The 26,489-nt window shown below is 72.5% G+C and carries 28 protein-coding genes and 1 pseudogene; 13 read left to right on the top strand and 16 right to left on the bottom strand.

Annotation, left to right across the window (positions count from 1 at the left end; all coding sequences use genetic code 11):
* The first annotated feature begins 7 nt into the window (after positions 1 to 7).
* A complete protein-coding gene (locus tag IEZ08_RS15105; protein WP_068924362.1) occupies positions 8 to 1,003 on the top strand; it encodes a ribonucleotide-diphosphate reductase subunit beta in 996 nt (331 codons plus the stop codon).
* 61 nt (positions 1,004 to 1,064) lie between these two features.
* The gene (locus IEZ08_RS15100) at positions 1,065 to 2,084 is read left to right on the top strand and encodes a mechanosensitive ion channel family protein (RefSeq protein ID WP_084780325.1); all 1,020 of its coding nucleotides are present in this window, start codon (positions 1,065 to 1,067) and stop codon (positions 2,082 to 2,084) included.
* Positions 2,085 to 2,113: 29 nt separating this feature from the next.
* On the opposite strand, the gene IEZ08_RS15095 is transcribed toward IEZ08_RS15100, so the two are convergent.
* From IEZ08_RS15095 to IEZ08_RS15080, 4 genes are all read right to left on the bottom strand, one after another.
* The gene (locus tag IEZ08_RS15095) at positions 2,114 to 3,094 is read right to left on the bottom strand and encodes an NAD(P)-dependent alcohol dehydrogenase (protein ID WP_068924361.1); all 981 of its coding nucleotides are present in this window, start codon (positions 3,092 to 3,094) and stop codon (positions 2,114 to 2,116) included.
* A gap of 3 nt (positions 3,095 to 3,097) precedes the next feature.
* On the bottom strand, positions 3,098 to 3,322 hold the full coding sequence (locus IEZ08_RS15090) for a helix-turn-helix transcriptional regulator (RefSeq protein WP_068924360.1): 225 nt from the start codon (positions 3,320 to 3,322) through the stop codon (positions 3,098 to 3,100).
* Positions 3,323 to 3,324: 2 nt separating this feature from the next.
* On the bottom strand, positions 3,325 to 3,744 hold the full coding sequence (locus tag IEZ08_RS15085) for a hypothetical protein (RefSeq protein ID WP_068924359.1): 420 nt from the start codon (positions 3,742 to 3,744) through the stop codon (positions 3,325 to 3,327).
* A 146-nt stretch (positions 3,745 to 3,890) separates the two neighbouring features.
* A complete protein-coding gene (locus IEZ08_RS15080) occupies positions 3,891 to 5,525 on the bottom strand; it encodes a pentapeptide repeat-containing protein (RefSeq protein WP_229803126.1) in 1,635 nt (544 codons plus the stop codon).
* 108 nt (positions 5,526 to 5,633) lie between these two features.
* Between IEZ08_RS15080 and IEZ08_RS15075 the strand changes: the two genes are divergently transcribed.
* From IEZ08_RS15075 to IEZ08_RS15065, 3 genes are all read left to right on the top strand, one after another.
* Positions 5,634 to 6,425 (top strand): enoyl-CoA hydratase/isomerase family protein, encoded by a 792-nt coding sequence (locus IEZ08_RS15075; RefSeq protein WP_307815318.1) that lies wholly within the window; start codon positions 5,634 to 5,636, stop codon positions 6,423 to 6,425.
* A 263-nt stretch (positions 6,426 to 6,688) separates the two neighbouring features.
* Positions 6,689 to 7,156, top strand: a complete 468-nt coding sequence (locus IEZ08_RS15070; protein WP_189242343.1) for a hypothetical protein — start codon at positions 6,689 to 6,691, stop codon at positions 7,154 to 7,156.
* Between the two features lie 328 nt (positions 7,157 to 7,484).
* Positions 7,485 to 9,005 carry a hypothetical protein gene (locus IEZ08_RS15065; RefSeq protein ID WP_189242342.1) on the top strand — a complete coding sequence of 507 codons (1,521 nt, stop codon included), beginning with the start codon at positions 7,485 to 7,487 and terminating at the stop codon, positions 9,003 to 9,005.
* Here IEZ08_RS15065 and glgC read toward each other — a convergent pair.
* Positions 9,002 to 10,228: a glucose-1-phosphate adenylyltransferase gene (glgC, locus tag IEZ08_RS15060; RefSeq protein WP_068924356.1), complete on the bottom strand. Its 1,227-nt coding sequence runs from the start codon at positions 10,226 to 10,228 to the stop codon at positions 9,002 to 9,004. The two genes, IEZ08_RS15065 and glgC, sit on opposite strands and share 4 nt — an antisense overlap.
* Before the next feature lie 48 nt (positions 10,229 to 10,276).
* Here glgC and glgA point away from each other — a divergent pair, with 48 nt between their 5' ends.
* The gene (gene glgA, locus IEZ08_RS15055) at positions 10,277 to 11,455 is read left to right on the top strand and encodes a glycogen synthase (RefSeq protein ID WP_176728544.1); all 1,179 of its coding nucleotides are present in this window, start codon (positions 10,277 to 10,279) and stop codon (positions 11,453 to 11,455) included.
* On the opposite strand, the gene IEZ08_RS15050 is transcribed toward glgA, so the two are convergent.
* The 4 genes from IEZ08_RS15050 to IEZ08_RS15035 all read right to left on the bottom strand — a co-directional run bounded on the left by IEZ08_RS15050 (position 11,431) and on the right by IEZ08_RS15035 (position 14,965).
* A complete protein-coding gene (locus IEZ08_RS15050) occupies positions 11,431 to 11,931 on the bottom strand; it encodes an OsmC family protein (RefSeq protein WP_068924354.1) in 501 nt (166 codons plus the stop codon). The two genes, glgA and IEZ08_RS15050, sit on opposite strands and share 25 nt — an antisense overlap.
* Positions 11,932 to 12,005: 74 nt before the next feature.
* Complete coding sequence (locus IEZ08_RS15045; protein ID WP_229803124.1) at positions 12,006 to 12,821, bottom strand: sirohydrochlorin chelatase; 816 nt, start codon at positions 12,819 to 12,821, stop codon at positions 12,006 to 12,008.
* A 113-nt stretch (positions 12,822 to 12,934) separates the two neighbouring features.
* A complete protein-coding gene (locus tag IEZ08_RS15040; protein ID WP_068924352.1) occupies positions 12,935 to 13,492 on the bottom strand; it encodes a GNAT family N-acetyltransferase in 558 nt (185 codons plus the stop codon).
* A 159-nt stretch (positions 13,493 to 13,651) separates the two neighbouring features.
* Positions 13,652 to 14,965, bottom strand: coding sequence for an MFS transporter (locus IEZ08_RS15035; RefSeq protein ID WP_189242341.1), 1,314 nt, complete (start codon positions 14,963 to 14,965; stop codon positions 13,652 to 13,654).
* A gap of 87 nt (positions 14,966 to 15,052) precedes the next feature.
* On the opposite strand from IEZ08_RS15035, the gene IEZ08_RS15030 reads away from it, so the two are divergent.
* Together IEZ08_RS15030 and IEZ08_RS15025 are read left to right on the top strand one after the other, a co-directional pair.
* Positions 15,053 to 15,739, top strand: a complete 687-nt coding sequence (locus IEZ08_RS15030) for a GntR family transcriptional regulator (protein ID WP_068924350.1) — start codon at positions 15,053 to 15,055, stop codon at positions 15,737 to 15,739.
* A 63-nt stretch (positions 15,740 to 15,802) separates the two neighbouring features.
* Positions 15,803 to 16,969 carry an alpha/beta hydrolase gene (locus IEZ08_RS15025; protein ID WP_068924349.1) on the top strand — a complete coding sequence of 389 codons (1,167 nt, stop codon included), beginning with the start codon at positions 15,803 to 15,805 and terminating at the stop codon, positions 16,967 to 16,969.
* 21 nt (positions 16,970 to 16,990) lie between these two features.
* Here the strand turns inward: IEZ08_RS15025 and IEZ08_RS15020 are convergent, their stop codons facing one another.
* Positions 16,991 to 17,431: an Lrp/AsnC family transcriptional regulator gene (locus tag IEZ08_RS15020; protein WP_068924348.1), complete on the bottom strand. Its 441-nt coding sequence runs from the start codon at positions 17,429 to 17,431 to the stop codon at positions 16,991 to 16,993.
* A gap of 146 nt (positions 17,432 to 17,577) precedes the next feature.
* Here IEZ08_RS15020 and IEZ08_RS15015 point away from each other — a divergent pair, with 146 nt between their 5' ends.
* Both IEZ08_RS15015 and IEZ08_RS15010 read left to right on the top strand, forming a co-directional pair.
* Positions 17,578 to 18,432, top strand: coding sequence for a tryptophan 2,3-dioxygenase (locus IEZ08_RS15015; protein WP_068924347.1), 855 nt, complete (start codon positions 17,578 to 17,580; stop codon positions 18,430 to 18,432).
* Positions 18,433 to 18,441: 9 nt separating this feature from the next.
* A complete protein-coding gene (locus IEZ08_RS15010; protein ID WP_084780321.1) occupies positions 18,442 to 19,908 on the top strand; it encodes an FAD-dependent oxidoreductase in 1,467 nt (488 codons plus the stop codon).
* Here the strand turns inward: IEZ08_RS15010 and IEZ08_RS15005 are convergent.
* The gene (locus IEZ08_RS15005; protein ID WP_189242340.1) at positions 19,832 to 20,803 is read right to left on the bottom strand and encodes a LysR family transcriptional regulator; all 972 of its coding nucleotides are present in this window, start codon (positions 20,801 to 20,803) and stop codon (positions 19,832 to 19,834) included. The two genes, IEZ08_RS15010 and IEZ08_RS15005, sit on opposite strands and share 77 nt — an antisense overlap.
* Before the next feature lie 71 nt (positions 20,804 to 20,874).
* Between IEZ08_RS15005 and IEZ08_RS15000 the strand changes: the two genes are divergently transcribed.
* The gene (locus IEZ08_RS15000) at positions 20,875 to 21,750 is read left to right on the top strand and encodes a dihydrodipicolinate synthase family protein (RefSeq protein WP_189242339.1); all 876 of its coding nucleotides are present in this window, start codon (positions 20,875 to 20,877) and stop codon (positions 21,748 to 21,750) included.
* Positions 21,751 to 21,783: 33 nt separating this feature from the next.
* On the opposite strand, the gene IEZ08_RS14995 is transcribed toward IEZ08_RS15000, so the two are convergent.
* Together IEZ08_RS14995 and IEZ08_RS14990 are read right to left on the bottom strand one after the other, a co-directional pair.
* Positions 21,784 to 22,608 (bottom strand): Fpg/Nei family DNA glycosylase, encoded by an 825-nt coding sequence (locus IEZ08_RS14995; protein ID WP_068924343.1) that lies wholly within the window; start codon positions 22,606 to 22,608, stop codon positions 21,784 to 21,786.
* An 8-nt stretch (positions 22,609 to 22,616) separates the two neighbouring features.
* Positions 22,617 to 23,051: a ribosomal maturation YjgA family protein gene (locus IEZ08_RS14990; protein WP_068924342.1), complete on the bottom strand. Its 435-nt coding sequence runs from the start codon at positions 23,049 to 23,051 to the stop codon at positions 22,617 to 22,619.
* A 378-nt stretch (positions 23,052 to 23,429) separates the two neighbouring features.
* Between IEZ08_RS14990 and IEZ08_RS14985 the strand changes: the two genes are divergently transcribed.
* Positions 23,430 to 23,834 (top strand): STAS domain-containing protein, encoded by a 405-nt coding sequence (locus IEZ08_RS14985; RefSeq protein WP_068924341.1) that lies wholly within the window; start codon positions 23,430 to 23,432, stop codon positions 23,832 to 23,834.
* 79 nt (positions 23,835 to 23,913) lie between these two features.
* Here the strand turns inward: IEZ08_RS14985 and IEZ08_RS14980 are convergent, their stop codons facing one another.
* Entirely contained in the window at positions 23,914 to 24,477 is a 564-nt protein-coding gene (locus IEZ08_RS14980; protein ID WP_068924340.1) for an ATP-binding protein, read from the bottom strand.
* 71 nt (positions 24,478 to 24,548) lie between these two features.
* Complete coding sequence (locus tag IEZ08_RS14975; protein WP_084780319.1) at positions 24,549 to 24,881, bottom strand: DUF4291 family protein; 333 nt, start codon at positions 24,879 to 24,881, stop codon at positions 24,549 to 24,551.
* Between the two features lie 106 nt (positions 24,882 to 24,987).
* Here IEZ08_RS14975 and IEZ08_RS14970 point away from each other — a divergent pair, with 106 nt between their 5' ends.
* On the top strand, positions 24,988 to 25,539 hold the full coding sequence (locus IEZ08_RS14970; RefSeq protein WP_068924339.1) for a DUF6886 family protein: 552 nt from the start codon (positions 24,988 to 24,990) through the stop codon (positions 25,537 to 25,539).
* A gap of 8 nt (positions 25,540 to 25,547) precedes the next feature.
* On the opposite strand, the pseudogene IEZ08_RS14965 reads toward IEZ08_RS14970, so the two are convergent.
* Positions 25,548 to 26,456 (bottom strand): annotated as a pseudogene (locus tag IEZ08_RS14965) (SDR family NAD(P)-dependent oxidoreductase); the annotation flags it as partial.
* Between the last annotated feature and the right edge of the window lie 33 nt (positions 26,457 to 26,489).

The raw sequence follows: 26,489 nt of genomic DNA, 5'->3' as shown, positions 1-26,489 counted from the left end.
TCCCCTGATGTTGCTCGACCCCGGCATGGACCTGACCCTGCGGCCCATGCGCTACCCGGACTTCTACGAGCGGTACCGGGCCGCCATCCGCAACACCTGGACGGTGGAGGAGGTGGACCTCCACTCCGACCTCGCCGACCTGGCGAAGATGACGCCGGAGGAGCGCCACCTGATCAACCGCCTCGTCGCGTTCTTCGCGACCGGCGACTCGATCGTGGCCAACAACCTGGTCCTCAACCTCTACCAGCACGTCAACGCGCCCGAGGCGCGGCTGTACCTCAGCAGGCAGCTGTTCGAGGAGGCCGTGCACGTCCAGTTCTACCTGACCCTGCTGGACACCTACCTGCCCGACCACGACGAGCGCGTCAAGGCCTTCGCCGCGGTCGAGCACATCCCCTCCATCCGGGACAAGGCCGAGTTCTGCTTCCGCTGGATCGACTCGCTCGGCGGGCTGCGGCGGCTGGAGTCGCGGGACGACCGGCGGGCCTTCCTGCTCAACCTGATCTGCTTCGCCGCCTGCATCGAGGGCCTGTTCTTCTACGGCGCCTTCGCCTACGTCTACTGGTTCCGCTCCCGCGGCCTGCTCGGGGGCCTGGCCACGGGGACGAACTGGGTGTTCCGCGACGAGTCCATGCACATGGAGTTCGCCTTCAGCGTGGTGGACACCGTACGGGCGGAGGAGCCCGACCTGTTCGACGACGAGCTCGGCGCGCAGGTGACGCGGATGCTGGAGGAGGCGGTCGAGGCCGAGCTGGCCTTCGCCGCCGACCTGTGCGGCGACGGCCTGGCCGGGATGAGCGCCGAGCGCATGCGGCAGTACCTGGAGTACGTGGCCGACCAGCGCCTGGCCCGCCTCGGCCTGCCCGCCCGGTACGGCACCGCCAACCCGTTCGCCTTCATGGAGCTCCAGGACGTGCAGGAGCTGGCGAACTTCTTCGAGCGCCGTGTTTCTGCCTATCAAGTGGCCGTTGAGGGGAATGTCACATTCGACGAGTCCTTCTGAATATGTGACATACATAGGGGCACCCATCCGTCGGTAAAGCCGACGGAGGGGGGCGCTGCCGGTGTCCGACTGGATCATCATGCTGGTTTCCGTGCTGGCCGCCGTCGCGGCCGTGGAGGTGATACGGCGGGCGCTGCGCTCCCGGCTGATCGGCGAGCGGTGGGTCCTCGCCGGTCCGCTGGTACGGCGCTGCACCTGGCCGGGGTTCGCCACGGCTGCCGTGGCGGCCGTGTACACCGTCTACGAGCCCGGGATGGCCGAGGCGGCGGCGGACTCGGCGATCCAGCGGGGCATCAGCCTGGCGATGATCGCCGCCGTCACCTGGCTGGTGATCCAGGCCGCCTACGCCGTCACCGACGTCGTCCTGGAGCGGCTGCACGCCGTCGAGGGGGAGCGCAACCGCAGGGCCCGCCGCATCCGCACCCAGATCGCGCTGGTCCGGCGGGTCGCCACGGCGGTGGTCGTCGTGGTGGCGCTGGGCGCGATGCTCTTCAGCTTCCCCCAGGTGCGGGCGCTCGGCGCCGGTCTGCTGGCCTCCGCAGGCATCGCGGGCGTGGTGGCCGGCATCGCCGCCCAGTCCACCCTCGGCAACCTGCTGGCCGGGCTCCAGCTCGCCTTCAGCGACGCGATCCGGCTGGACGACGTGGTCGTGGTGGAGAACGAGTGGGGCCGGATCGAGGAGCTGACCCTCACCTACGTGGTCCTGCGCCTGTGGGACGAGCGGCGGCTGGTCCTGCCCGTCTCCTACTTCACCTCCAACGCCTTCGAGAACTGGACCCGGCACGGCAGCCGGGTGATCGGCACGGTGCTGCTCCGGGTGGACTGGGCGGTGCCGGTGGAGGAGCTGCGCGCCGAGCTCTACAGCGCGTTACGCGAGCATCCGCTCTGGGACCAGAAGGACTGGACGCTCCAGGTCACCGACATCCTGCCGAACGGCCTGGTGGAGCTGCGCGCGCTGATGAGCGCCGCCGACTCCGCCAGCGCCTGGGACCTCAGGTGCGACATACGCGAGCACATGGTGACGTTCATCCGGGAGAAGTATCCCGAGTGCCTGCCCAGGTTCCGGGTGGACACCCCTTAGGACCGGGGGCGGGCGTGGAGGCGGGCGTTCTACGCCGGGTCGGCGACGGCGATGACGACCTGGCCCCGGGCGCGGCCCTCCCGCACGTAGCGGATGGCCTCGGGGACCTCGGACAGAGGGTACGTCCGGTCGAGCACCGGGGTGAGCTTGCCGGACTCGATGAGCTCCTTGAGGAGCACCAGGTCCTCCCGGCTGTCCTTGTGCACGAGCACCCGCGCCTTCAGACGCAGGAACGGAGCCAGCAGTGTCCCGCGCAGCCAGCGGTCGGTGCCCATGAACCACCGGCCCCCCGAACCGCCGACGAACACCAGGGTCCCTCCCGGCCTGAGGGCACGCCTGCAGCGGAGCATCGACGGGTTGCCGTAGACGTCGAGGAACGCGTCGTAGCGGACGCGGCCGTCGGCGAAGTCCTCCCGGGTGTAGTCGATGACGTGGTCGGCGCCGGCCGACCGGACGAGGTCCATCTTGGCCGTGCTGCACACGCCGGTGACCTCCGCGCCGTAGGCCTTGGCGAGCTGCACGGCGTACAGGCCGACGCCGCCCGAGGCCCCGGAGATCAGCACCTTCTGCCCTGGCCGGATCCGCGCCCGGTCGCGCAGGGCCTGCAGCGCGGTGAACGCCGAGATGGGCCCGGCGGCGGCCTGCACGAGCGTGAGGTTGGCGGGCTTGGGCACGAGCTGGTCCCGGGGTACCGCGACGTACTCGGCGAGGGTCCCGCCGTACCAGCCGAACACCTCGTCGCCCGGCCGGAGCTCCCGCACGTCCCCGCCGACGGCCTCGACCGTCCCGGCCAGCTCAAGACCCGGGACGCGGTTCCTCGGCCTGCGCATGCCCGTGACGGGCCGTGCGGCGTACGGCAGGCCCCGGAAGAGGTGCCAGTCGCTTCCCGTGACGGGGACCGCGTGGACCCGCACGAGCACCTGGCCGTCCCCGGGGACCGGTCTGTCGATCTCCTTGAGCGCGAAGACGTCCTCCGGCGCTCCGTACCTCTCCTGAATGATCGCCCGCATTGTCTACTCCTCTGTGCCGGGGTACTGGAAGACGTCGTCGAGGGGGACGCCGAACACCCGTGCGATCTGGAAGGCCATCTCCAGGGAGGGCGAGTAACGTCCGTGTTCGATGGCGATGACGGTCTGCCGGGTCACGCCGAGCCGTTCGGCGAGCTCCGCCTGCGTCATCTCTCCGTGTGCGAACCGCAGCGCGCGGATCGAGTTGGTGACCTTGGTGGGCTTCCCCATGCCTACAGGCCCCGCCGGTAGGCGACGAGCTTCACCCCGGAGCCGACGAGCGCCGCCAGGACGAAGGCCGTGTACATCGCGTTGGCGATCCAGAAGTGGTCGGCCTCCGCCATGGCCAGGCCGAGCGGCACCACCATGACGACGGCGAAGACGACGCCGGCGACGTACTCGCCGAACCGGTTGATCTCCTTGTCGCGGGGGTCGCTCCTGTGGCTCTCGCTGGGCCGCACGATCTCGACCGCGACCCGGCCGACGACCGTCGCGGCGACGGCGATGCCGATGCTCCACAACATCGGCGGCACGTAGGCCACCTCGGAGAGGGGGACGCCGTCCGCCCGCCCGAGGATGACCGCGAGGTAGACCCCGTACGCGCCGAGGCTCACCACGAGGTAGACCCACACGCCCTTCTCTTCGTACGACATCCCCGCTCCATGTATAGAAAACTTAACATGGCCAACGTAAAGCAGGGCGGACATGAGGTCAATGATTTTTGACATCGTTCCGGTCGGGGAACCCCGCCGGGAGGCGGGGCCGCGGACTCGGGCCCGTCGGGGGCGGGGCTGCGGACTCAGGCCGCCGTCGAGGGACGCAGCACCCGGGCGGCCCCGGCGATCAGCGCGGTGGCCAGGACCCAGCCGGAGACGACCAGCGTCCAGGCCAGCCACCGGGTCCAGCCGGCCGGTTCCCAGGCGCCGCGCTGCTCGAAGACGCTCACCGGGACCAGCAGGTCCAGCGTGTAGACGAAGGCGTTGAAGTGCCGGACCTCGTCGGGGTCGATCTGCACCGGGGGGACGGCGGAGAAGACGGCCGTCCCCGCGATCAGCAGGATCGCCGCCCACAGCCCGGCCATCCAGGGCCGGTAGCCGTACCCGACGGCCCCATCCAGCAGGCGCCCCCACAGGCGGCCGGTCGGCCGGAGCGTGGCGCGGTGCCCGCGCTGCTTGGCCAGCAGCACCCGGCGGGCGTCCGGCTCGTGGCCGATCCGCCGGTACCAGGCCGCCAGCTGCTCGTACGGCTGCGGCCGGTAGCCGTCGGGGTCCCGGCAGACCCACGAGAGCCGCTCGGCCACGGTCCACGGGCCGCGCAGCGCCTCGTAGGCCAGCCCGTTGAGGTGGACCCGGTCCGGGTAGACGCGGGGGCGGTCCATCAGCACGCCGATCCGCGAGTACCCCAGGTTCACCTCTCCCTCGATCGAGGCGGGCGTCAGGATCAGCTGCTCCACCTGCATGTGGCTCAGGTGCAGGGACCGGTCGGGGGCCGACAGCTCGGCCTCGTCGAAGGAGAGCACCCCGGCGATCCGCGCCCCGCGCAGCCGTACCGTGCCCGTCGCGGTGAACCCGGCGCTGAACTCGGCCGCCGACGCCTCCAGGAAGTCGGCGTAGACGGCGTGCCACCGGGCGGACCCGTCGGTGGGAGACTCGGCGGCGGGGGAGCCGGGTGCGGTGATCGACGCCCGCTGCAGGTAGAGGCCGCCGTGGAACTTCGCGCCCACCATGCGCAGCCCGCCGGTGATCCGCAGCCCCCGCAGGAACGCGCCGCCGTCCACGACCAGCCCGCCGGCCCAGATCGCCCACCGGTACCCGTCGTCCAGGCCGCGCTCCCGGCGCTCGGCCTCGCTGTACGGCCTCCTGACGTCCTGCATGGTCGTCCCCGTCCGGTCGCCCTCCCGGGGAGGGTCCACCTGCGCCCTGGAGAGCCGGAGCTGACCGGTGACGTGGGCGTTGTCCAGTCGCAGGCCGCGCAGGGAGGAGCCGTCGAACTCCAGCAGCCCGTCGACGGTACTGCGGGGGGCCCGGACCCGGCCCAGGGCGCAGCCTCGGAAGCGCAGACCCCGGGTGCTCGCGTCGCTGAAGTCGACCACCCCCGGCAGGCGGCAGTTGAGGAGGTGCAGTTTGGTCTCGACGGCGGCGTCGGACAGGTCCAGATCCCCGGTGAGGTGCGCGCCGGCCAGCCGTACGCCCGGGGTGGTGCCCGGCTCGGCCTCCCGCGCGCCGAGCAGGAGGGCGGTGACGACCTCCGCCCGGACGGTGCGCTCCGGCCCCCAGGCCGCCCCGCCCGCCGGGTCGTCGGTCACCGGGTCGCCGGTCCGCAGGTCCACCCAGGCCCCCGTCGGGTAGGCGTCCCACAGACGCCGCTCGGCCGGGCTCAGGCGCCCGAGCGGCCGGGACGGCCGCGTCCTGCGGGTGGCGGGGGATGGGGGCACGCGAATCTCCTGACCTCTCGCCTCGTGGATCACGGTCCCGCCGGTCCGGGCGCGGGACCGCCGGGGCCCGGATCATGATCGCAGAAGCGGGCCGGGAGAATCTATCCCGTGCAGATCTCCGATGGCTCTCCCGGCGGTTCCCCTGACGGCCTCGCCGACGGGTTCACCCTCTCCGCCGACGGCCCCGTCGCCACCCTGCGGATCGACCGCCCGGACAAGCGCAACGCGATGAGCGCGAGCATGTGGCGGGCTCTGCCCGGGATCCTGGCGCCGCTGGCGCAGGACACGGCCGTACGGGTGCTCGTGCTCACCGGGGCGGGCGGCACCTTCTGCGCCGGGGCGGACATCTCGGAGATCGCCGGCCTGGCCGAGGACGGTGACGACACCGGGGTGACCGTCACCGCCGAACGGGCGCTCATCCGCTTCCCCAAGCCGGTGATCGCGATGATCGAGGGCTTCTGCGTGGGCGGCGGCTGCCAGCTCGCCCTCGCCTGCGATCTGCGCGTGGCCGCCTCCGACGCCCGCTTCGCCATCACCCCGGCCAAGCTCGGCATCGTCTACCCGCTCTCCTCCACCCGCCGCCTGGTCGGCCAGGTCGGGCCGTCGGCCGCCAAGCTCCTGCTCTACTCCGCCGACCAGATCGACGCCGCCCATGCCCTGCGCATCGGCCTGGTGGACGAGGTCCTGCCGCCCGGGGCGCTGGCGGAGCGGGTGTACGGCCTGGCCCGCACGATGGCCGGACGCTCCCAGCTCACCCTGGCCGCCAGCAAGGAGATCGTGGACGGCCACGCCGACGAGGCCCGCTTCCGGTGGTGGCAGAAGGAGTCGGCCGCCGAGTTGGCTGAGGGCGTCGCCGCCTTCCTCGAACGCCGCCCGCCACATTTCCCGTGGACCCGTTAATTGCCGATAGGGTTCCCGCGATCCCGATATTCCGTATTTCGTTCCCGCGGTATATCTAAGGTCTGTTCTCCTCCGTCGGAGAAACGCCATCCGCCGGGAGTGGAAACATGACCCCATTCCCGGCTGGAAGAATGTTCTTTTCGCGCGTTTCCCCAGGTAAGAGTCGATCTTCCTTCAGGATCCATGGTGCGAGGACCAATCCCCATCCCCCTCCTCGCCGGCGGGCCTCGGCTACGCTGTACGACACATCCGGAGGAAAATCGATGCTCACGCTCGAAGAGCGGGTAACGCACCTGGAAGAGGGATTCGTGGAGCTCAGTTCCCGATGCGCCAAGCGGTCGGCGGACCACGCGGCCGAGGCGGTGAACCCCGCCTACGAGAGGATCGAGGAGATCCACGGGCGGCTCGTCCGCGTCGAGGGGACCGTCCAGAGGATCAAGACCGATGTCAGCCTCCTGAGGGACCACATGGTCGCCTTCACCGCCCGGATGGACCGGATGGAGGAGCGGATCGGCGAGCTCGACGAGCGGCTGTCGGGCCGGATCGACGATCTGGACGAGCGGCTGACGGGTCAGATCAACGAGCTCGACGAGCGGCTGTCGGGCCGGATCGACCTGCTGGCGGGCCGGGTCGACGGACTGAGTGCCCGGGTGGACGCCCTGGCCAAGTCCAACGCGGCGATGTTCCAGGCGATCCTGGAGCGGCTGCCGGAGAAGAAGACCGCGTCATAGGACGGGCGGTCGCGTGAGGGGATGCGACAGAGCAGGGCGCGCGAGCCGTATCCTCCGGTAACCGAGAGCACCGCCGAGGCCCGGTCCCTGGGGCGCCAGGGGCCGGGCCTCGGCGTTTTCGCAGACGAGTCGTTGCCCCGGTTTTCCGAACCTTGGTGCGGGCAGTGCGTATGGCGCAACTCGGCCGGGTATCGCGTTCCCGCCGCTCTCCCCGTCGCCCCGCCGCACGGCGGGCCGTCGCGGTGGACATCCCACAGTGACCACGAGGAGCACCGGAGATGACGAGTCCTCTGCCCGCCGTACGGTGGAACCGTCCGGGTGAACCACGATGACGAGCACTCTTCCCCGGGTGACCCCCGCCCCCGAGCAGTCCCCGCCGCGCCCGCTCACCCGCCCGGTCGTCCTGCTCGGGTTGGTCGCCGTGCTGTACGGGGCGGCCCAGCTGACGATCGTCTCCGCCCGCATGGGGATCGGCTGGGACGAGGCGATCTACGCCAGCCAGTTCTCCGGGCACGCCCCGCCGGCCGAGTTCAGCGCGCCCCGCGCCCAGGGTGTGCCCCTGCTGGTCGCGCCGGTGACCGCGCTGACCGACTCGGTGATCGCCCTGCGCCTCTACCTCACCGCGATCTCCTCGCTCGCCCTGTTCGGCGCCTTCCTGATCTGGACCCGCGTGCGCCCCGGCCACACGGCCCCGCTGGCCGCGCTGCTCTTCGCGGGCTGCTGGTTGTCGCTGTTCTACGGCAACGAGGCCATGCCCAACCTGTACGTGGCGCTCGGCGCCGTCGCCGCCACCGGACTGCTGTGCCTGCCGGGCCGCGGCCGGGCGGCGACCCTGGGCCTGGCCGGGACGATGGCGGCCGTCTCGCTGCTCCGGCCCTCGGACGCCCTGGTCGTCGCGGCGCCTCTGGGGGTGGCGGCGCTCCTGGCGCGCCCGCGCCGCCTCCGGGAGTTCGCGGCCGTCGCCGCCGGGCTGGCCGTCGGCTGGGGCGAGTGGCTGATCGAGGCGGAGCTCAGGTACGGCGGCGTCGCCGCCCGGATGCACGGTGCGGGGGAGGCCAACCTGACGGGCCTGACCTTCTCCCTCGTCGAGCACGCCCGCGCGCTGGACGGACCGTCGTTGTGCCGGTGGGGCACCGACTGCGGGGACGTCTCGCCGGTGGCGCTGACCTGGTGGCTGGCGATCCCGCTGATGGCCGGGGCCGGCCTCTGGCTGACCTGGCGGGACCGGTCGCGGCCGGGGCCGCTGCTGCTGGCGACGGCGACCGCGGCGGCGAGCGCGGCCCCGTACCTGTTCTACGTGGGTTACGCCGCCCCCCGCTTCCTCATGCCGGTCTACGCGCTGCTCGCCCTCCCGGTCGCCGCCGGCATGATCGCTCTGCCGGGACGGACCCGGCCGCCGCTGCGGCGCGCGGCGACGGTGTTCGTGGTCGCGGGCCTGCTGGCCCACCTGGTCCTGCAGGGCGGCTACGCCCACCACATGGCCGCCAACGTCTACGAGGACAGGGAACGGGTGCGCCTGGCCACCGACGAGCTGCGCCGGATGGGCGTGCGGGGGCCGTGCATGGTCTACGGGCAGTCGGGCGTCCAGATCGGCTACATGCTGGGCTGCCGCTCGCGGGGGCTCGCCCGCGGATTCCACCGCCGGCCGCCCGCCACGGTACGGCGGGCCATCGAGACCGGAGAGCGGGTGCTCCTGGTCTACCGGGGCGCCGAACCGCCCCGGTACGCCGCCGGCTGGCGCACCGTGGAGCTGCCCGGCGGCTGGAGGGCGCGCTTCTCCCCGGCCTGGGGCGGCGACCTCCCGCGGAACCGGCCCGCTCCCGACGACGGTCCGAGTCGGGTCCCCTAACGGTCGATGATCTCGTTCTTGCCGATGACCACGATGCCGCCCCGGGTCACCGCGAAGCGGCTGCGGTCGTGTTCGAGGTCGAAACCGATCCGGGCCCCGTCGGGGATGATCACGTTCTTGTCGATGATGGCCCGGCGCACGATCGCGCCCCGCCCGACCTTCACGGACCCCATCAGCACCGAGTCCTCGACCGTGGAGTGGGAGTGCAGCACCACGCCGGGGGAGAGGATGGAGCGCTCGGCGAGCCCGCCGGAGATGATCACGCCGGGGGAGACCAGCGAGTCGATCGCCCGGCCCACCCGGTCGCCGTCGTTGTGCACGAACTTGGCCGGGGGGAGCGGGTCGTGGCCGGTGTAGATCGGCCAGCGGTCGTTGTAGAGGTTGAAGACCGGGTGCGCCGAGATGAGGTCCATGTGGGCCTCGTAGTAGGCGTCCAGGGTCCCGACGTCGCGCCAGTAGCCCCGGTCGCGCTCGGTGGAGCCGGGCACGACGTTGTCGGCGAAGTCGTAGACCTCGGCGCTGCCCGCCTTGACCATCATCGGGATGATGTTCCCGCCGAGGTCGTGCTTGCTGGTGGGGTCGAGCGCGTCCTCCCGGAGCGCGTCGATCATGGCCTGGGTGCGGAAGACGTAGTTGCCCATCGAGGCGTAGACCTGGTCGGGGGCGTCCGGCAGGCCCACGGCGTCCTTGGGCTTCTCCCGGAAGGCCACGATCCGCCGCCCGGCCGGGTCGGTCTCGATCACCCCGAACTGGTCGGCCAGCGAGAGCGGCTGGCGGATCGCCGCCACGGTCACCTCGGCGCCGGACTCGATGTGCTGCTCGACCATCTGCCGGGGGTCCATCCGGTAGATGTGGTCGGCGCCGAACACGATCACGTGCTCGGGCATCTCGTCGTAGATCAGGTTCAGGTTCTGGAAGAGGGCGTCGGCCGACCCGGCGAACCAGCGCGGTCCGAGCCGCTGCTGGGCGGGGACCGGGGTGACGTAGTTGCCCAGCATCGCCGAGAGCCGCCAGGTGCGGGAGATGTGCCGGTCGAGGCTGTGGTTCTTGTACTGCGTCAGCACGACGATCTTCAGATAGTGGCCGTTGGCCAGGTTCGACAGCACGAAGTCGATCAGTCGGTAGATCCCCCCGAACGGCACCGCGGGTTTCGCGCGGTCCGCCGTCAACGGCATGAGCCGCTTGCCTTCACCGCCGGCGAGCACGATCGCGAGGACTCTCATGGAAGGACCTTAACCCGCCAGGAAGGCATGAAACACTATGCTGCGCTCATGCGCGTCGATCTTCTGAGCCGTGAATACCCTCCCGAGGTCTACGGTGGGGCGGGGGTGCACGTCGAGTACCTCGCCGGGGAGTTGCGACGGCTGGCGGACGCGCGCGTCCGCTGCTTCGGCGCCCCGAGGACCGAGCCGGGCGTCGAGTCCTACCGGGTGGCGGGCGCACTGGAGGCGGCCAACCCGGCCCTGCAGGTGCTCGGCGTGGACCTGGAGATGGCCGCCGGGTGCGAGGGCGCCGACCTGGTGCACAGCCACACGTGGTACGCCAACTTCGCCGGTCACGTCGCCAAACTGCTGTACGGCACGCCGCACGTGGTCACCACGCACAGCCTGGAGCCGCTCCGGCCGTGGAAGGCCGAGCAGCTCGGCGGGGGATACACGTTGTCGTCGTGGGCCGAGCGGACCGCGCTGGCGGGCGCGGACGCGATCATCGCGGTCTCCGAGGGCATGCGGCGGGACGTGCTCGCCTGCTACCCGGAGATCCTCCCGGAGCGGGTCTCGGTGATCCACAACGGCATCGACACCGTGGAGTACGCCCCCGACCGCGGCACCGACGTGCTGAAGAAGCACGGCATCGACGAGCGCAGGCCGTACGTGGTGTTCGTCGGCCGGATCACCCGGCAGAAGGGCCTGGTCCACCTCCTGCACGCCGCGCGGGACTTCCATCCCGACGCCCAGCTCGTGCTCTGCGCGGGCGCGCCCGACACGCCCGAGATCGCCGCCGAGGTGACCGGGCTGGTGCGGGGCCTGGAGCGGGACGGCGTCGTCTGGATCTCGGAGATGCTCCCGCGCCCCGAGGTGATCCAGATCCTCACCAACGCCACCGTCTTCGTCTGCCCCTCGGTGTACGAGCCGATGGGCATCGTGAACCTGGAGGCCATGGCCTGCGAGACCGCCGTGGTGGCCACGGCCACCGGGGGCATCCCCGAGGTCGTGGCCGACGGCTCGACCGGCCTGCTGGTGCCGATCGCGCAGAGCGCCGCGGACGGCACCCCGGACGACCCCGACCGCTTCGCCGCCGACCTGGCCGAGCGGGTCAACCGGCTGCTGGCCGACCCGGAACTCGCCGCCGGGATGGGCCGGGCCGGGCGGGCCCGCGCGGTGGAGCACTTCTCCTGGGCCCGGATCGCCGAGCGGACGATGGACCTCTACCGGTCGCTCGTCCCGTCGTGAGCGGGCGTCCCGGACCGGATCGTCGGTTCCGGGACGACCGGGAAGTTCACCGAACGGGCGATGAAGCAGTATTTGTGGATTTCGTGGTGGAGCTGCCGCGCCGTGTCCTCCATCTCCGGGGAGGCCACGGTCACCGCCGGCCGGAGCACGACCTCGCGGAAGTTCCCGGCGCCGTCGGCGTCCTCCACCATGACGCCCTCCGGCTCGTCGGTGTAACCGGTGACCACGACGCCGTTGGACGCGCACAGATGCAGGTACCAGAGCATGTGGCACTGCGAGAGTGAGGCGACGAGCAGCTCCTCGGGGTTCCATCTGGCCGGGTCGCCCCGGAAGGCCGGGTCGGACGACCCGGCCAGCGGCTCCTTACCCGGGGCGGAGACCTCGTGGTCACGGCCGTAGGCACGGTAGCCGGCGGTTCCCTCGCCGCGGTTCCCCGTCCAGGAAACCGTGAGCCGGTAGCGGTGTTCGCGTGTCATGCCCGAATCATGCCAAAGGCCCGGCGCTGACGGCCGTACGGCGTGGTCCGGCCCCCCGCCCGGCGGTGCACGGTTCAGTCCTCGGCGAGCACACTCCCGTAGGCGCGGGCCGCCAGGTCCGCGATGAGCCCGTGCGCGCCGAGCGGGTCGGCGCACTGGGCCCCGACCGCCGCCGCCGTGGCGGGCGCGAGACCGGGGTCGGCCTCGGGACCGATCAGGCAGGGGGACAGGGCGATCCGTTCGGCGCCGACGCCGCGCAGCCGCTCGGCCGCGTCGGCGACGGTGGGCGGCCCGTCCAGGGAGGCGACCAGGACGGGCAGGGTCAGGCGCGAGGCCAGCAGCACGGCCGTGGGCTGCGCCTCCACCGCGGCGTTCTCGCCGCCGACGGTGGCGAGGATGACCGCGTCCACCGGGCTGGAGATGTTCAGCAGCCGCATCCGGTCGGCCCGGGCGAGGCCCTTGTCCGCCAGCCGGATGTGCAGCGCCTCGGCGAGCAGCGGGTGCGGCCCGAGGTGCGAGGTGACGGTCACGGCCACCCCGCTCTCCGCGACCGCCCCGGCGATGAGCCGGTCGGCGACCGGGTTCGGCCCGGTCAGCAGCGGTACCACGATGGCGGCCACGCCGTCGGCGGGGCGGGTCCGGGCGGCGGCCTCCAGCTCGGACGTGAGCTCCTTGGCGTCCCCGCCGAGTCCGGCCAGGCGGACCTCGATCTGCGGGTTGTCCACGCGGACCATGGACGCGAGCTCGGCGGCGGGACCCGACGCGTCGCCGGGGGCGGCCAGCACCAGCGCGGGCGCCTCGGGCGGGAGCTGGGAGGGCACGGGCCTGCGGTGGCGGCCCGAGGGCCGGGTGGCGCGCCCGCGCACGGGGAGGCTGGAACTTTCACTCACACGCGCGAACTCTAGGCCCATTTCACCCGCTTCGTTGTCAAAAACGACAGCAATTCCGTCACAACCCGCTGACACCTCGATGAACACATCGGGCGGCCCGGAGAGCGGGACGGTCAGTCGTCCCGGTGACCCTCCCACTCGTCCTCCAGCGCCGAGTGGACGATGGAGTCGCGCCAGGCGCCGCGGGCCCGCACGTGGTGCCGGATCCTGCCCTCCTCGACCATCCCGGCGACCAGCATCGCCAGCTGCGCGGCGGTGTTGGCGGGGGAGCGGGCGCCCCAGATGCGGTGCAGGCGCAGGTGCCGGAAACCGAACGTCAGCAGCAGCCGGATGAGGTCGGTGCCGATGCCCCGGCCCCACTGGTCGGGACGCAGGCCCAGCCCGATCTCGGCGCTGTGCGGGTGGTCGGCCTCGATGTGCAGCCGGGCGACGCCGATGACCTGCTCGCTCTCCCGCTCGGTGACCGCGAGCACGTAGAGCCGCCGGGGGGTCGCGGCGGCGGCCTCGGCCGCCTCGGCGACGATCTGCTCGACCTCCTCGCGGGTGCGCGGGTCGAACGGCAGGTGCTCGGTCGCGGCGGGATCTCCGTAGACGGCGTGCAGCGCGTCGATGTCGTCGACCGTCACTTCCCGCAGGCCGAGTCTCTTGCCGGAGATCTCAACAGGACGCATGCGCAGACGCTAACGCCTCAAAGGTCCCAGTGCTAGGGATAGTTCCGGCTGACAACTATTCCCCCGTTTCGGGGGTTTCCACGGAAAGAGGCCGGCGGCGCGGAACTGCTCCCGCTCCGCGACCGCGCAGCGGGAGCCGTTCCGCGACCGCGGCCGGACTCAGATCTGCTGGGGGACGGCCCCCGTGGGCGTCCCCCCGGCGTCGGTGAGATCGGCGTCGCGGGTCTCGGGGGCGATGAGGAGCCCGGCCGCGGTCAGGGCCAGCGCCGCCACCACGTACAGGGAGATGGCCAGGGTGACGCCGAAGGTCTCCAGCAGCTGCAGGGCGATGATCGGGGCCAGCGCCCCGCCGACGATCCCGGCCAGCTGGTAGCCCATCGAGGCGCCGCTGTAGCGCAGCCGGGTGCTGAACAGCTCGGCGATGAAGGCCGCCTGCGGGCCGTACATCGCGGCGTGGCAGGCCAGCGCCACGATCGACGCCAGGGCGATCACCGGGAAGGACCCCGTGTCCAGCAGCGGGAAGAAGGCGAAGACCCAGATCGCCGTCGCGGCGGCACCCGCCAGGTAGACCGGGCGTCTGCCCACCCGGTCCGACAGCGCGCCGAACAGCGGTATGAGGAACAGCTGGACGGCCGACCCGATCAGCACGGCGTTCAGCGCGACGCTCCGGTCCAGCCCCAGCGTCGTGCTGACATAGGACAGGCTGTAGGTGACGAACGTGTAGAAGGCGACGTCGACGCCGATGCGCGCCAGGAACGCCGAGGCCAGCTCGCGCGGGTGGGTGCGGACCACCTCCAGCAGCGGCATCCGCGCCTTGCGCCCGGTCTGCTCGACCTCCGCGAACAGCGGCGACTCCACGATCCTGAGCCGGATCCACAGGCCCACGACCACCAGCACGCCCGAGAGCAGGAACGGGATCCGCCAGCCCCAGGTGAGGAAGGCGTCCTCGGACAACGTCGCGGACAGCACACCGAGCGCGCCCGCCGCGAGCAGGTTCCCCAGGGGCACGCCGACCTGCGGCCAGCTGGCGTTGAAACCGCGCCGCCGCGGGTCGCCGTGCTCGATGGACATCAGCACGGCCCCGCCCCACTCCCCGCCCAGGCCCAGACCCTGCAGGAAGCGCAGCGCGACCAGGAGCAGCGGGGCGGCCACGCCGATCGTCGCGTAGCCGGGCACCAGGCCGATGAGGAAGGTCGAGATGCCCATCAGCAGCAGGGTCGCCACCAGCACGTTCTTGCGGCCGACGCGGTCGCCGAAGTGCCCGGCCACGACACCGCCCAGCGGCCGGGCGACGAACCCGACGGCATAGGTGAGGAGGGCCAGCAGCGTCGCGGTCAGGGGTTCGAAGGTCGGGAAGAAGAGCTTGTCGAAGACCAGGGCGGCGGCCGAGCCGTACAGGAAGAAGTCGTACCACTCAAGTGAGGTGCCGATCAGGCTGGCCACGATGACCCGCCTGGACTGGGAGCCTGCCATCGCACTCGCTCCTTCGGTGAGGGTAGTTTCAACATAAGAATTGTTGAACGATTGGACAAGGGACTTGTTCCTTGATTTTGTTGGGCGGTGGACACCGCCGTCGCGCAGCTCCAGCTCGACCGTGACCGGCCCGGGCGCAGCAGCACCGCCGAATGGGTCGCCGACATCCTGCGTGACCGCATCGCGGACGGCCTGTTCACACCGGGCCAGCGGCTCTCGGAGGAGGCCATCGGCGCGGCGCTCGACGTCTCCCGCAACACCCTGCGCGAGGCCTTCCGGCTGCTCGGTCACGAGCGGCTGCTGGAACACCGGCTCAACCGCGGGGTGTTCGTGCGCGTGCTGTCGGCCGAGGACGTGGCCGACCTCTACCGGGTGCGCCGCGTGATCGAGGGCGCCGCGGTACGGCGCGGCGCCGGCGCCCCCCGCGAGGCGTTCGCCGCGATGAGGGAGGCGGTCGCCGCCGCGTCCCGGGCCGCCGAGGAGGGCCGCTGGCAGGACGTGGGCACCGCGAACATCCGCTTCCATCAGGCCCTGGCCGCGCTCAACGGCAGCCCCCGCCTGGACGAGACCATGCGCCACCTCCTGGCCGAGCTGCGCCTGGTCTTCCACGTGATGGACAACCCCCGGGCCTTCCACGAGCCGTTCGTGGCGCGCAACCGGGAGCTGGCGGACCTGATGGAGGCCGGTCGCGCGGCGCAGGCCGAGCGTGCCCTGGAGTCCTACCTCGACGACGCCGAGGAGCTCCTCATCCGGGCCTACACGCCCCGCCCGTGATCCCACGGCCCGTACCGCGCCGCGTCCGTTCCCGGTCATGGCCGCGTGGGTCAGAATAGGCGGATGACCTCGTCCATTCCGGCCTTCCGGGTTGTCGCCGGTCCTGACCTGGCCGCTGATCTCCGGCTGCTCACCGAGGTCGCCGACCGGGAGTTCGCCGCCCTCGGCATCCGCGGAACGGTCTCCTCCGCCCCCGACCTGCCCGCGCTGAGCGCCGCGCTGGAGGCTCCCGGTCCCCTGGTCGTCCTGCCCGGCCCCCGGGCCGAGGCCCGTGCCCTCATCCCCGCCCACCCGCACGTCGTCTGGCTCGACCTGGTCAGAGCCGTCTCCGCTTCCGCTGCCGGACACGCCGGCTCCGCTCCCGGACGTCCGGCGGGTTCCGAGGGGGCCCTCCGGGAAGCCGGGACCGAACGCCCCACCCACCTGCACGGCCGGGGAGTCTGGGGGCTGGCCTGGGCGATCCGCCACGCCGTCCACCGGCTGCGGTGGCCCGCCCGCCGGGTCGCCTACGGTCCGGACCCCGACCAGTGGGCGGAGGTACGGTTCCCGCGGCGATCCCCGGCGGTCCAGGGGACGGGGCCGGAGCCGGGGCCGGGGACGGCTCCGACCGTGGTGCTCCTGCACGGCGGCTACTGGCGGTCGATCTGGGGCGCCGACCTGATGGACGCGCTCGCCGTGGATCTGGCGGAGCGCGGCGCCGTGTCGTGGAACGTCGAATACCGCCGCCCCGACCTGCACGGCTGGGCCGCCACGACCGAGGACGTGGCGGCGGCGCTCGCCCTGGCCGCAGGGCGGGCGCGGGGCCCGGTCGTGGTGGTGGGCCACTCGGCGGGCGGGCAGCTCGCCCTGCGGGCGGCGGCCGACGACCACCGGGTCGCCCTGGCCGTCTCCCTCGCCGGGGTGCTCGACCTGGTGGAGGGCGACCGCAGGCACCTCAGCTCGGGCGCGGTCGCCGCCGCCCTCGGCGGGTCGGCCGCCGAGGTGCCCGCCGCCTACGCCGCCTCCAGCCCGCTGGAGCGCCTCCCGCTGAAGGTGCCCCAGCTGATCGTCCAGGGCGGCGGTGACGACCTCGACCTGATCGACCTGGGGCGCCGCTACGCGCGGGCCGCCCGGGCGGCGGACGACGACGTGACGTATCTGGAGATGTCCGGCGACCACTTCGACGTCATCGACCCCGCGTCACCGATCTGGCGCGCGACCGCCGGGGCGATGGCCGACTACCGGATGTGAGCCGGCCGCCGACGGACGTCCCTAACGCTCCGCGGCGGTGAGCGGGCGCCAGGGGACCGGACTGGAGAGCACCATCATGCTCGACGGGTGGCCGTACGGCGCGAGCCTGTCGATCAGCTCCTCGAACGCGGTCATCGACGCCGCCGCCACCCGCAGCAGGCAGCACGTCTCCCCGGTCACCCGGTGCACCTCCAGGATCTCCGGCCAGGCCAGGGCCTGCTCGTCGCGGAGCACGCACCGGGGCCCGTAGCACGACATCCTGATCAGCGCCGCCACCCCGCGCCCGGCCAGCGCCGGGTCCACCCGGGCGTGGTAACCGACGATCACGCCGGACTCCTCCATCCGCCGCACCCGCTCGGCCACCGCCGGGGCCGACAGGTGCACCCGGCGGGAGAGCTCGCTGTAGGACAACCGCGCGTCGGCCTGCAGCTCGGCCAGGATGGCCCAGTCCATCGCGTCCATCGTCACGCTCCGTCACTCCGCAACCCGGATGCCGCCGACGCCTTGCGATCTGAAGGTCAACAGCAAAATCACCTTTCTTGCATTATTTCCGGAATCACTGATTCGGACCAGGATGGGTAGGGAGAACGAGCAAGGAGGACGACCCAGTGAACGGCATCCAGCAGCGCACCGAGCAGGACCGGGCCGAGCGGGCCAGGGCCAACGAGGGCCTGCCCACGCTCGGGTTCGACTCCGTCACGCCCTATGACGAGTACGTCGGCACCACCACCCTGCACCGGCTCCAGCACACCGTCACCGACGCCCCGGAGGAGCTCGCCTTCCTCGTCACCACCCAGGTGATGGAGCTCTACTTCGGCCTCCTCCGATCGGAGTGGCGGCTCGCCCAGCGGCAGCTCGACGATGACGACGCCGACGCCGCGATCCTGACGATCAAACGCACGGTCCGCCACTTCGAGGCGCTCAACGCCGCGTGGGCCTCGCTCAGCTGGCTGACCCCGGCGCAGTTCAACCACTTCCGCGACGCGCTGGGTGAGGCGTCGGGATTCCAGTCGGCGGCCTACCGCCACGTGGAGTTCCTGCTCGGCAACAAGTCCGAGGCGCTCATCCGCCCGCACCGCCGCAACCCGGAGGCCTACGCCGAACTCGTCGAGGCCCTGTCCCGGCCGAGCCTGTACGACTCGGTGCTGGCCTTCCTGGCCCGCAACGGCCACGACGTCCCCAAAGAGGCGATCGAGCGCGACTTCGCCGCCGACTACCAGCCCGACCCCCGCGTGGAGGCGGTCTGGGCCGAGGTGTACGGCGGGCCGCACGCACCCCTGGCCGAGGCGCTCACCGACCTGGCCGAGCAGTTCTCCGACTGGCGCTACCGGCACCTGATGGCGGTGCGCCGCTCCATGGGCGCCAAGCCCGGCTCGGGCGGGTCCAGCGGGCTGACCTGGCTGGAGCGGAGCATGCGGCGTGAGATCTTCCCCGAGCTCTGGACGGCACGCACGCTCATGTGAGGTGGCAGAGTGGACGATCCCCCCGCGAGACCCCCCGCGAGACCCCCCTCGACCGGCGCCCCCGGGGTCGGCGCCCCTGCGACCGGCGCCCCCGAGGTGGCCGTCGTCGGCGCCGGCCTGGTCGGCTGCCTGCTGGCCTGCTTCCTGGCCCGCCGCGGCCACGCGGTGACGCTCTACGAGCGGCGGCCCGACCCGCGCGAGGCGGGCGCGGGACGGAGCCGGTCGATCAACCTGGCGATCTCCGAGCGGGGCATCGACGCCCTGCGCCGGGTCGGCCTGGACGAGACCGTGCTCAAGGCGGCGCTGCCCATGCCGGGCCGGATGATGCACGCCCCCGACGGCACGCTCAGCTTCCAGCCCTACAGCGCCGACGGCCGCCGGGCGATCAACTCCATCAGCCGGTCCGCGCTGAACCGCACGCTGCTCGACGCGGTGGACGCCTTCCCCGGGGTACGGCTCCGCTTCCGGCACCGGCTCACCACCCTGGATCCGGAGACCGGCCGGATGGAGTTCGACACCCCCGGCGGGCCGGCCGCCGCGGTCGCACCAGTGATCATCGGTGCCGACGGCGCGGGCAGCGCGGTCCGGGCCCGGCTCCAGACCCGGCCCGGCTTCAACCTGCACCAGGAGTATCTGGACTACGGCTACAAGGAGCTCACCATCCCGGCGCGGGCCGGCGACTTCGCCCTCGATCCCGGCGCGCTGCACATCTGGCCGCGCGGCCGGTCCATGATGATCGCCCTGCCCAACCCGGACCGCTCCTTCACCTGCACGCTGTTCTGGCCCGAGCGGGAGCTCGCCGAGCTGGACACCCCGGCGAAGGTGGAGCGGGCCTTCGCCGAGAACTATCCCGACGCCCACGCCCTCATCCCGGACCTGGCCGCCGACTACGCCCTCAACCCGATCGGCCACCTGGTCACCGTACGCTGCGAGCCCTGGACGGTCCTCGGCCGCGCCGCCGTCGTCGGCCTGATCGGCGACGCCGCCCACGCGATCGTCCCGTTCTACGGCCAGGGCGCCAACTGCGGCTTCGAGGACTGCGTCGAACTGGATCGCTGCCTGGCGGAGACCGGCGACGACTACGCCGCCGCCCTGCTGCTGTACGAGAACCGCCGCAAGGGCAACACCGACACCATCGCCCGCCTCGCCCTGGACAACTTCGTGGAGATGCGCGACAAGGTCGCCTCCCGCGCGTTCCTGGCCCGCAAGCGCGCCGAGCACCTCCTGGAACGCGCCCTGCCCGGCCGCTACGCCTCCCGCTACGAGCTGATCTCCTTCAGCACCGTTCCCTACGCCGAGGTCGAGCGCCGCGTCACCCGCCAGCGCCGCTGGGCGGCCGTCGCCGCCCTCGCCGCCGCGGGGATGTCCGCCTGGGCGGGCGCGACCCTCCGGAACCGGCTCAGACCCGAGGAGCCGGGACCGCCGGGCCGGGGGCGTTCGCGGACGGGCCGACGCCCGCGCGCAGAGCGGCGGTGAGGGCCGCGATCGCGGGGTGAGCCCCCGCGCCGCGCCGGAAGGCGATCCGGGTACGGCGGCGCATGGGCAGCGGGGTGAGGTCGACGCCCCCGGGCGGATCGGCCGCGCCCAGCTCCGGCACCAGCGCCACCCCCTGGCCGATCGCGACCATCGCCAGGACCGCGCCGAAGTCGTCGATGTGGTGCCGGACCCGGGGGGCGAACCCGGCGGCCTGGCAGGCGCGGACGGTCATCGCGTGGCAGAGCGTGCCCGGCGCGGACACGATCCAGGGCTCGTCCCGGCAGGCGGGGAGCGTACCGTGCGCCGCGGCGGACGCGGCGGACGCGGTGGACGCGGTGGACGCGGTGGACGTCGTAGCCGGGTTGGCCGGGGTGGCGAGGTACATGGGCTCTTCGAGGAGAGGGAGCGAGTCCAGGGCGAGGTCGGGTTCGGTGGGGACGAAGTCGTACTCGTGGACCAGGGCCACGTCCAGGTCGCCGGTGCGCAGCCGGGGGGCGACCTCCGCGGGGTCGATCTCGTCGACCATCGGTTCCAGGGCCGGGTGCTCCCGGCCCAGCGCGGCCAGGGCCGCGGGCAGGATGGTCCGGGTCGCCGTGGGGAAGGCGCCGATCCGGATGGTCCCGGCCAGGCCCGTCCGGGCGGCGGCCAGCTCGGACGCGGCCTGCTCCAGCCGTTCCAGTACGGCCTCCGCGTGCCCGACCAGCGCGATCCCCGCCGGGGTGAGCACGACCCGGCGGCCGGTCCGCTCCAGCAGCGCCACCCCGGCCTCCCGCTCCAGGGCGGCGAGCTGCTGGGAGACCGCCGACGGGGTGAACATCAGCGCCTCGGCCACCGCGGCGATCGTCCCCCGGTGGGAGAGTTCGCGGAGCAGGCGGAGCCGTCGCACATCGAGCATCAGTCCAGCTTAACGTTTGAGAAAGAAACGCGAACTGGACCTGCACGGTCGGTGGCCGTCAGGCTCGGAGCATGAATCTCTCCGGTGTCTACGTCCCCCTGATCACCCCCTTCGCCGAGAACGGCGAGATCGCCGCCGACGCGCTCGAGGACCTGGCGCACGCCGTACTCGACGGCGGGGCGGCGGGCCTGGTCGCGCTCGGCACCACCGCGGAGGTCGCCACGCTCGCGGCGGAGGAACGGCGGGCGGTCACCGAGATCTGCGGACGGGTGTGCCGGGAACACGGGGCGACGCTGATCGTCGGGGCCGGATCGAGTGACACACGCGGCTCCGCCGAGGCGCTGCTCGCCCTCAAGGGCGAGGCCGACGCCGCGCTGGTCACCGTGCCGTCGTTCGTCCGTCCCTCCGAGGCCGGGGTGCTCGCCCACTTCACCGCCCTGGCCGGGCAGACCCCCGTACCGCTGGTCGTCTACAACATCCCCTACCGGACCGGCCAGTCCGTGGGCGCCGCCACGATGCGCGAGATCGGCGGGCTCCCCACGGTCGCCGGGGTCAAGCACGCGGTCGGCGGCGTCGACGCCGACACCGTCGCCCTGCTGGCCGACCCGCCCGCCGACTTCGCGATCCTCGCCGGAGACGACCCGTTCTTCTCCGCCCTGCTCGCCCTGGGCGCCCCCGGCGGCATCCTCGCCTCCGCCCACCTGGACACCGCCCGCTTCGTCGAACTCGCCGGGGCGTGGCGGGCCGGGGACGTCGCCCACGCCCGCGCCCTCGGCCACCGCCTGTCGGCCATGTCGGCGAGCCTGTTCACCGAGCCCAACCCGACCGTCCTGAAGGGCGTGCTGCACGCACGGGGCCGGATCCCCACCGCCTCGGTACGGCTCCCGCTCGTCCCCGCCCGCCGTGAGTCGGTCGAGGCCGCCGAGGCCGCCCTGCGGCTGCTGTGAACCCGCTGAACCCGCTGAACCCGCCCGCGGCGATCAGGTCAGCCGGCGGCCGGGGACCTGGCAGCCGGGGCACCAGAAGAGGTTGCGGCCCGCGAGCGCCTCGGTGCGGACCTCGGTGGCGCAGACCAGGCACGGCATGCCCGAGCGACGGTAGACGTAGACCTCGCCGCCGTGGTCGTCCACCCGGGGCGGGCGGCCCATCGCCTCGGGCGTGTGCTCGGGCCGTACCGTGTCGATCCTGCCCGCCCGCACGCCGTCGGTCATGAGGAGCACCAGATCGGCCCAGATCGCCTCCCACCGCTCGCGGGTCAGTTCCCGGCCCGGCGTGTCCGGGGCGACGCCCTGCCGGAACAGCACCTCGGCCCGGTAGATGTTGCCCACCCCCGCGACCACCGACTGGTCCATCAGCAGGGCGGCGATGGAGGTGCGGCTGCGGGAGACGCGCCGCCAGGCCGGCTCCGGGTCGGCGTCCGGGCGCAGCGGGTCCGGGCCGAGCCGGGCGTGCAGCGCCTTGACCCCGTCGGGCTCCAGCAGCTCGCAGGTGTTGGGGCCGCGCAGGTCGGCGTAGTGCCCGCCGCCGGTCAGGCGGAGCCGTACCTCCCCGACGGGGGCGGGCGCCGGGGCGGGGGCGAGGGTGTACTTGCCGTAGATGCCGAGGTGGACGTGGAGCCACCGGTCGTCGTCGAATCCGAGCAGCAGGTGCTTGCCGTGCGCGCCGGCCTCCTGGAGCACGCGCCCGTCGATCTGCAGGGCCCCGGCGGCGAACCTGCCCTGTGGGCTCTCGGCGCGGACGGTCCGGCCGCGGAACAACCGCGCGTGCTCGGCGGCCAGGCGGTGGATGGTGTGTCCTTCGGGCATGGTGCAGGTTATCCGGTCTCTTCGGTGGGAAAGGGTGTCCGGCCGACCGGCGGGGGTGCGACGGCGGGGGTACGGCGCAGCGGCAGGTGCGCGACCGCGGCGAGGACGGCTCCCGCGGCGTAGGCGACCAGGTCGGCCGCCCCGAATGTGCTGCCGAGCACCAGCCGCGCCAGCGTGCTCGCCTCGGACAGCGCCGCGGGAAGCGGGGTGAGCTGCGCGAACTCCACGGCCCAGCTGAACGCGAGCGCCCCGGCCGCGGCCCGCACCGGCGTGACACGGGGCCGGACGAAGACGATCAGCGTGTAGATCAGCACGGTGTAGAGGGCGTCACCGCCGTACTTGCCGAGCCATCCGTCGGTGGCCGCGCGCAGGCTCAGCCCGGCGGCGACGGTGGCGAGGGCCGCCAGTGCGGCGGGGATGCGGGAGCGGAGGGCGGGAGGCACCGCTCCACGATAACGACCGCCCCGCCGCGGCCGGGCCGCCGGCCGGAGAGATCACCGTTCCGGGCGGCGGGCAGTACCTCTCGGGGGAGACCTCACCACACATCCGATGAATCTTGCTCCACGGAGGAGGGGCAGGGGAGTGGGAGGCTGTGGCCATTCCGAACGGTGCCGGTGCGTGTTACGTAGTACAGAGAGAGACCCACAGGCATTACACCGAGGTCGGCGAGGGGTGATATAGCGTCTTGTGTCCATATTCATGGGTAATTAGGTCGCTACTTACGGTGATATACCATGATGTCGGGGTAAGCAGCCTGACGACCCCTCACCAGCGCGGCAGAGCGCCCCGCTCTGCCGCCCGTCCGAGGAAGTTGGTCATCTATGGGAAGTCTCATCTTGCCGGACGCCATGCTTGCCGCCCAGCCGGAGGAGACCGCATCCGCCGCCCCGCCGGCCACCGAGTCCGCCGCGGGCCTGGAGCTTCTGATCGGACCCGAGCCTGATCGGACGGTCGTCACCCTCGTCGGAGAACTGACGATGTCCACGGCCTGCCACCTCGGGCGGGTGCTGACCGAGCTGGTGGACCAGGGGCACCGATTCCTCGTTCTCGACGCCCGCGCCCTTAAGTCCTGTGACGGCGCGGGCTGGACGCTCCTGCTCGGAATCCGCTGGCGCCTGCTCGCGGTCTCCGGTCACCTCAGGCTCATCGGCCTGACCCCCCGCCTCCTGCGCTCCTGCCTGCAGCTGGAGCTCGCCGAGGTGTTCGGTCTGGATAGTCCTTCATAGAGGAACCGCAAAAAGATCCGACCTATCTGGCCGAAGAGCCTCGCTCGGATGAGTCCTCATCCGGATCGGCGCTTCTCTGTCAGCGTTCCCCGGACCCGTCGGCCGTGTCGATGGCCGTCGCCGCCCGGGTCACCCAGGCGGTCGGCGCGGGAGCGGGGCCGTGTCCGGCCGCGGACGGCCGTTCCGCGTCCCGCCGTACCTCGAAGCCGCCGCAACCGTCGAGACGGACCGTGAACAGAGCGTCGAAGCCGTCGGCCAGGAGCGGGCGGCGCAGGCGCTTGAGCGTGGCGAAGACCCCCACCTCGGGCACCCTGGCCCTTCCCTCCCGTACGGCGTTGCGCTCCAGCGAGCCCGGCAGGTCCGGAGGGAACCAGTAGGCGATCACCCGCGCCCCGTGCTCCCTGGCGGCCCCGATGAGCGGCCGCCACTCCTGCGCCGAAGGATTGGTGTTGTCCACCGCGACGTCGCGGCCCTCGTCCAGCGCCTCGTGGATCAGGCGGAGCTGACGCTCCTGGCGCCTGCGGGCATTGGGGAAGTCGTCCTTGCTCACGTGGGCGTGCGTCGCCGCGAGCACCCGGCGGTAGAAGGTGCTCTTGCCCGATCCCTGCAGCCCGACGAGGACCGCCACCTCCAGGACTCCCATGCCGTCATTCCAGCAGGCCGGACCTGCTCTCCGAGAGGAAGGGCCCGTCTTCCCGGACGAGGGCGCGCAGGTCAGAGGGGATCATCGGCGGTGGCCTGGACGGTCCGGGCGAGGGGAACGGGGAGCGGATAGGGCTGCTCGTCCGGGAGCAGGCTCGTCGCGCGCTCGCGGTCATGGGCCCGGAGGGCGGCGTGAATCTCCTGACCGGGCTTGGCAGCCCAGCCGCAGCGGTACATCATCCACAGGAACGACGGCTTGATCCAGGTCATCCGCTCCCGCGTGAACGGCGGGACGAACCGCTGCGCCGCGACGGCGGGCCCGGCGACGGCCGGGTCGTAGGCCTGGTAGACGGTGATCGTGTTCTCCGTGTAGGCGGCGCGGATCTGCCGGTAGGGCACGTTCATGGCGATCAGCGTGGCGAACCGGCCCCGGGCCGGGCAACGGATTAACGGCGGATCGACGCGGGGGGGAGAGTCCGTACCCGGGAATGAAAGTGATAGACACGGGATCATGCGACCCGATCCCGGCCAGGTGCTGCACTTCTCCGAGGATCCGACGATCACCCGGTTCGTCCCGCACGTGGCGGCCACGGTGCAGCAGCCGGAGTCGTACGTGTGGGCGGTGGACGCCGGCCGCTGCCCCGACTACTGGTTCCCGCGCCAGTGCCCGCGCGCCATGGCCTGGACCGTCCCGGAGACGACGGACGCCGACCGGGAACGGATCATCGGGCCCGGCTGCGGGCGGCGGGTCCACGTGATCGAATACGGCTGGCTGGAGGCGTTCCTGAACGTGCGCCTGTACGCCTACCGCCTGCCCGCGGAGAAGTTCGTCCCGATCGGTGAGCCGGCGCCGAACGCCGTGGTCGCCACCGAGCCCGTCGAGCCGCTCGGCCCGCCCGAACCGGTCGGCGACCTGCTCGGCCTGCACGAGCGGGCCGGGATCCAGCTGAGGCTCCTGGACAACCTGTGGGAGTTCTGGGACGCGGTGACCGGCAGTTCTCTGGGCTGGAGCGGCATCCGCCTGCGCAACGCCCGTCCGAGACGGGAGACGACCCGCCGGTGAGGGACGGCCTACGAGTCGTGGGCCTTGGGGGCATGGTCCTTGGGGTCGCGGGCTTCCGGGTCGCGGGCTTCCGGGTCGCGGGCTTCCGGGTCGCGGGCTTCCGGGTCGCGGGCTTCCGGGTCGTGGGCTTCGGGGTCGCGGGCGAGGACCGAACGGCCGCCGTCGACGGGGACGGTGGCGCCGGTGATGAAGCCCGCGTCCTCGGAGAGGAGGTGGACGATCGCGGCGGCGACCTCCTCGGAGCGGGCCACCCGGCCGAGCGGGTGCAGCAGGCCCATCTCCCGCTCGATCTCCGCGGCGGCGTGAGGGCCCTGCCCGGCCAGGAACTCGTCGTAGCGCTCGGTGCGGACCGAGCCCGGGGCGACGGCGTTGACACGGACGCCGCGGGGACCGTACTCGACGGCGAGCGAGCGGGTCAGCCCCTCGACCGCGGCCTTGGCCGTGACGTACGGCGTGCAGCCCGGCACCGCCCGCCGGGCCTGGTGCGAGGACACGTTGACGATCGCCCCGCCCGTCCCCGCCGCCAGGAAACGGCGGATCGCCGTCGCGCAGCCGGTGACGGCGGGGGTGAGGTTGGCCGAGATGAGGTCGAGCAGAACGCGGGTGGAGTCCGAGTGGATTGAGGCGTCCCGGAACACCGCCGCGTTGTTGACCCAGCCGGTGAGGGAGCCCGCCTCCTGCGCGGCGTCGGCGGCCCGTTCGGTGACGGCCTCGTCACCGGCGTCACCGATCACGGCCCTGACGCGGGAACCGGCGGGGTGGGCCTTCACCCAGGTGAGGGCGTCCGGGTCCCGTTCGATCGCGACCACGCCGCCGGTCCCGCCGTCACCGAGCAGTCGTTCGACCACCGCCCTGCCGATACCGCGTCCTCCACCCGTCACCACGTAGGAACGGCTCACAGTCATCCTCCGAATTTCGTGATCACAGCTCCGTCCCCGAACCTACGCCGC

It is taken from the genome of Planobispora rosea, from assembly GCF_014648175.1.
Taxonomy (GTDB): domain Bacteria; phylum Actinomycetota; class Actinomycetes; order Streptosporangiales; family Streptosporangiaceae; genus Planobispora; species Planobispora rosea.
This window is presented reverse-complemented; position numbering and strand designations above follow the sequence as displayed.

Bases quoted from the DNA above. Each gene is read 5' to 3' on its own strand.
- IEZ08_RS15105 (WP_068924362.1), top strand. From the start codon at position 8: ATGTTGCTCGACCCCGGCATGGACCTGACCCTGCGGCCCATGCGCTAC.
- IEZ08_RS15095 (WP_068924361.1), bottom strand. From the start codon at position 3,094: ATGCGGGCGATCATTCAGGAGAGGTACGGAGCGCCGGAGGACGTCTTC.
- IEZ08_RS15090 (WP_068924360.1), bottom strand. From the start codon at position 3,322: ATGGGGAAGCCCACCAAGGTCACCAACTCGATCCGCGCGCTGCGGTTC.
- IEZ08_RS15085 (WP_068924359.1), bottom strand. From the start codon at position 3,744: ATGTCGTACGAAGAGAAGGGCGTGTGGGTCTACCTCGTGGTGAGCCTC.
- IEZ08_RS15070 (WP_189242343.1), top strand. From the start codon at position 6,689: ATGCTCACGCTCGAAGAGCGGGTAACGCACCTGGAAGAGGGATTCGTG.
- IEZ08_RS15065 (WP_189242342.1), top strand. From the start codon at position 7,485: ATGACGAGCACTCTTCCCCGGGTGACCCCCGCCCCCGAGCAGTCCCCG.
- glgC (WP_068924356.1), bottom strand. From the start codon at position 10,228: ATGAGAGTCCTCGCGATCGTGCTCGCCGGCGGTGAAGGCAAGCGGCTC.
- glgA (WP_176728544.1), top strand. From the start codon at position 10,277: ATGCGCGTCGATCTTCTGAGCCGTGAATACCCTCCCGAGGTCTACGGT.
- IEZ08_RS15050 (WP_068924354.1), bottom strand. From the start codon at position 11,931: ATGACACGCGAACACCGCTACCGGCTCACGGTTTCCTGGACGGGGAAC.
- IEZ08_RS15040 (WP_068924352.1), bottom strand. From the start codon at position 13,492: ATGCGTCCTGTTGAGATCTCCGGCAAGAGACTCGGCCTGCGGGAAGTG.
- IEZ08_RS15035 (WP_189242341.1), bottom strand. From the start codon at position 14,965: ATGGCAGGCTCCCAGTCCAGGCGGGTCATCGTGGCCAGCCTGATCGGC.
- IEZ08_RS15025 (WP_068924349.1), top strand. From the start codon at position 15,803: ATGACCTCGTCCATTCCGGCCTTCCGGGTTGTCGCCGGTCCTGACCTG.
- IEZ08_RS15020 (WP_068924348.1), bottom strand. From the start codon at position 17,431: ATGGACGCGATGGACTGGGCCATCCTGGCCGAGCTGCAGGCCGACGCG.
- IEZ08_RS15005 (WP_189242340.1), bottom strand. From the start codon at position 20,803: ATGCTCGATGTGCGACGGCTCCGCCTGCTCCGCGAACTCTCCCACCGG.
- IEZ08_RS15000 (WP_189242339.1), top strand. From the start codon at position 20,875: ATGAATCTCTCCGGTGTCTACGTCCCCCTGATCACCCCCTTCGCCGAG.
- IEZ08_RS14995 (WP_068924343.1), bottom strand. From the start codon at position 22,608: ATGCCCGAAGGACACACCATCCACCGCCTGGCCGCCGAGCACGCGCGG.
- IEZ08_RS14985 (WP_068924341.1), top strand. From the start codon at position 23,430: ATGGGAAGTCTCATCTTGCCGGACGCCATGCTTGCCGCCCAGCCGGAG.
- IEZ08_RS14980 (WP_068924340.1), bottom strand. From the start codon at position 24,477: ATGGGAGTCCTGGAGGTGGCGGTCCTCGTCGGGCTGCAGGGATCGGGC.
- IEZ08_RS14975 (WP_084780319.1), bottom strand. From the start codon at position 24,881: ATGAACGTGCCCTACCGGCAGATCCGCGCCGCCTACACGGAGAACACG.
- IEZ08_RS14970 (WP_068924339.1), top strand. From the start codon at position 24,988: ATGCGACCCGATCCCGGCCAGGTGCTGCACTTCTCCGAGGATCCGACG.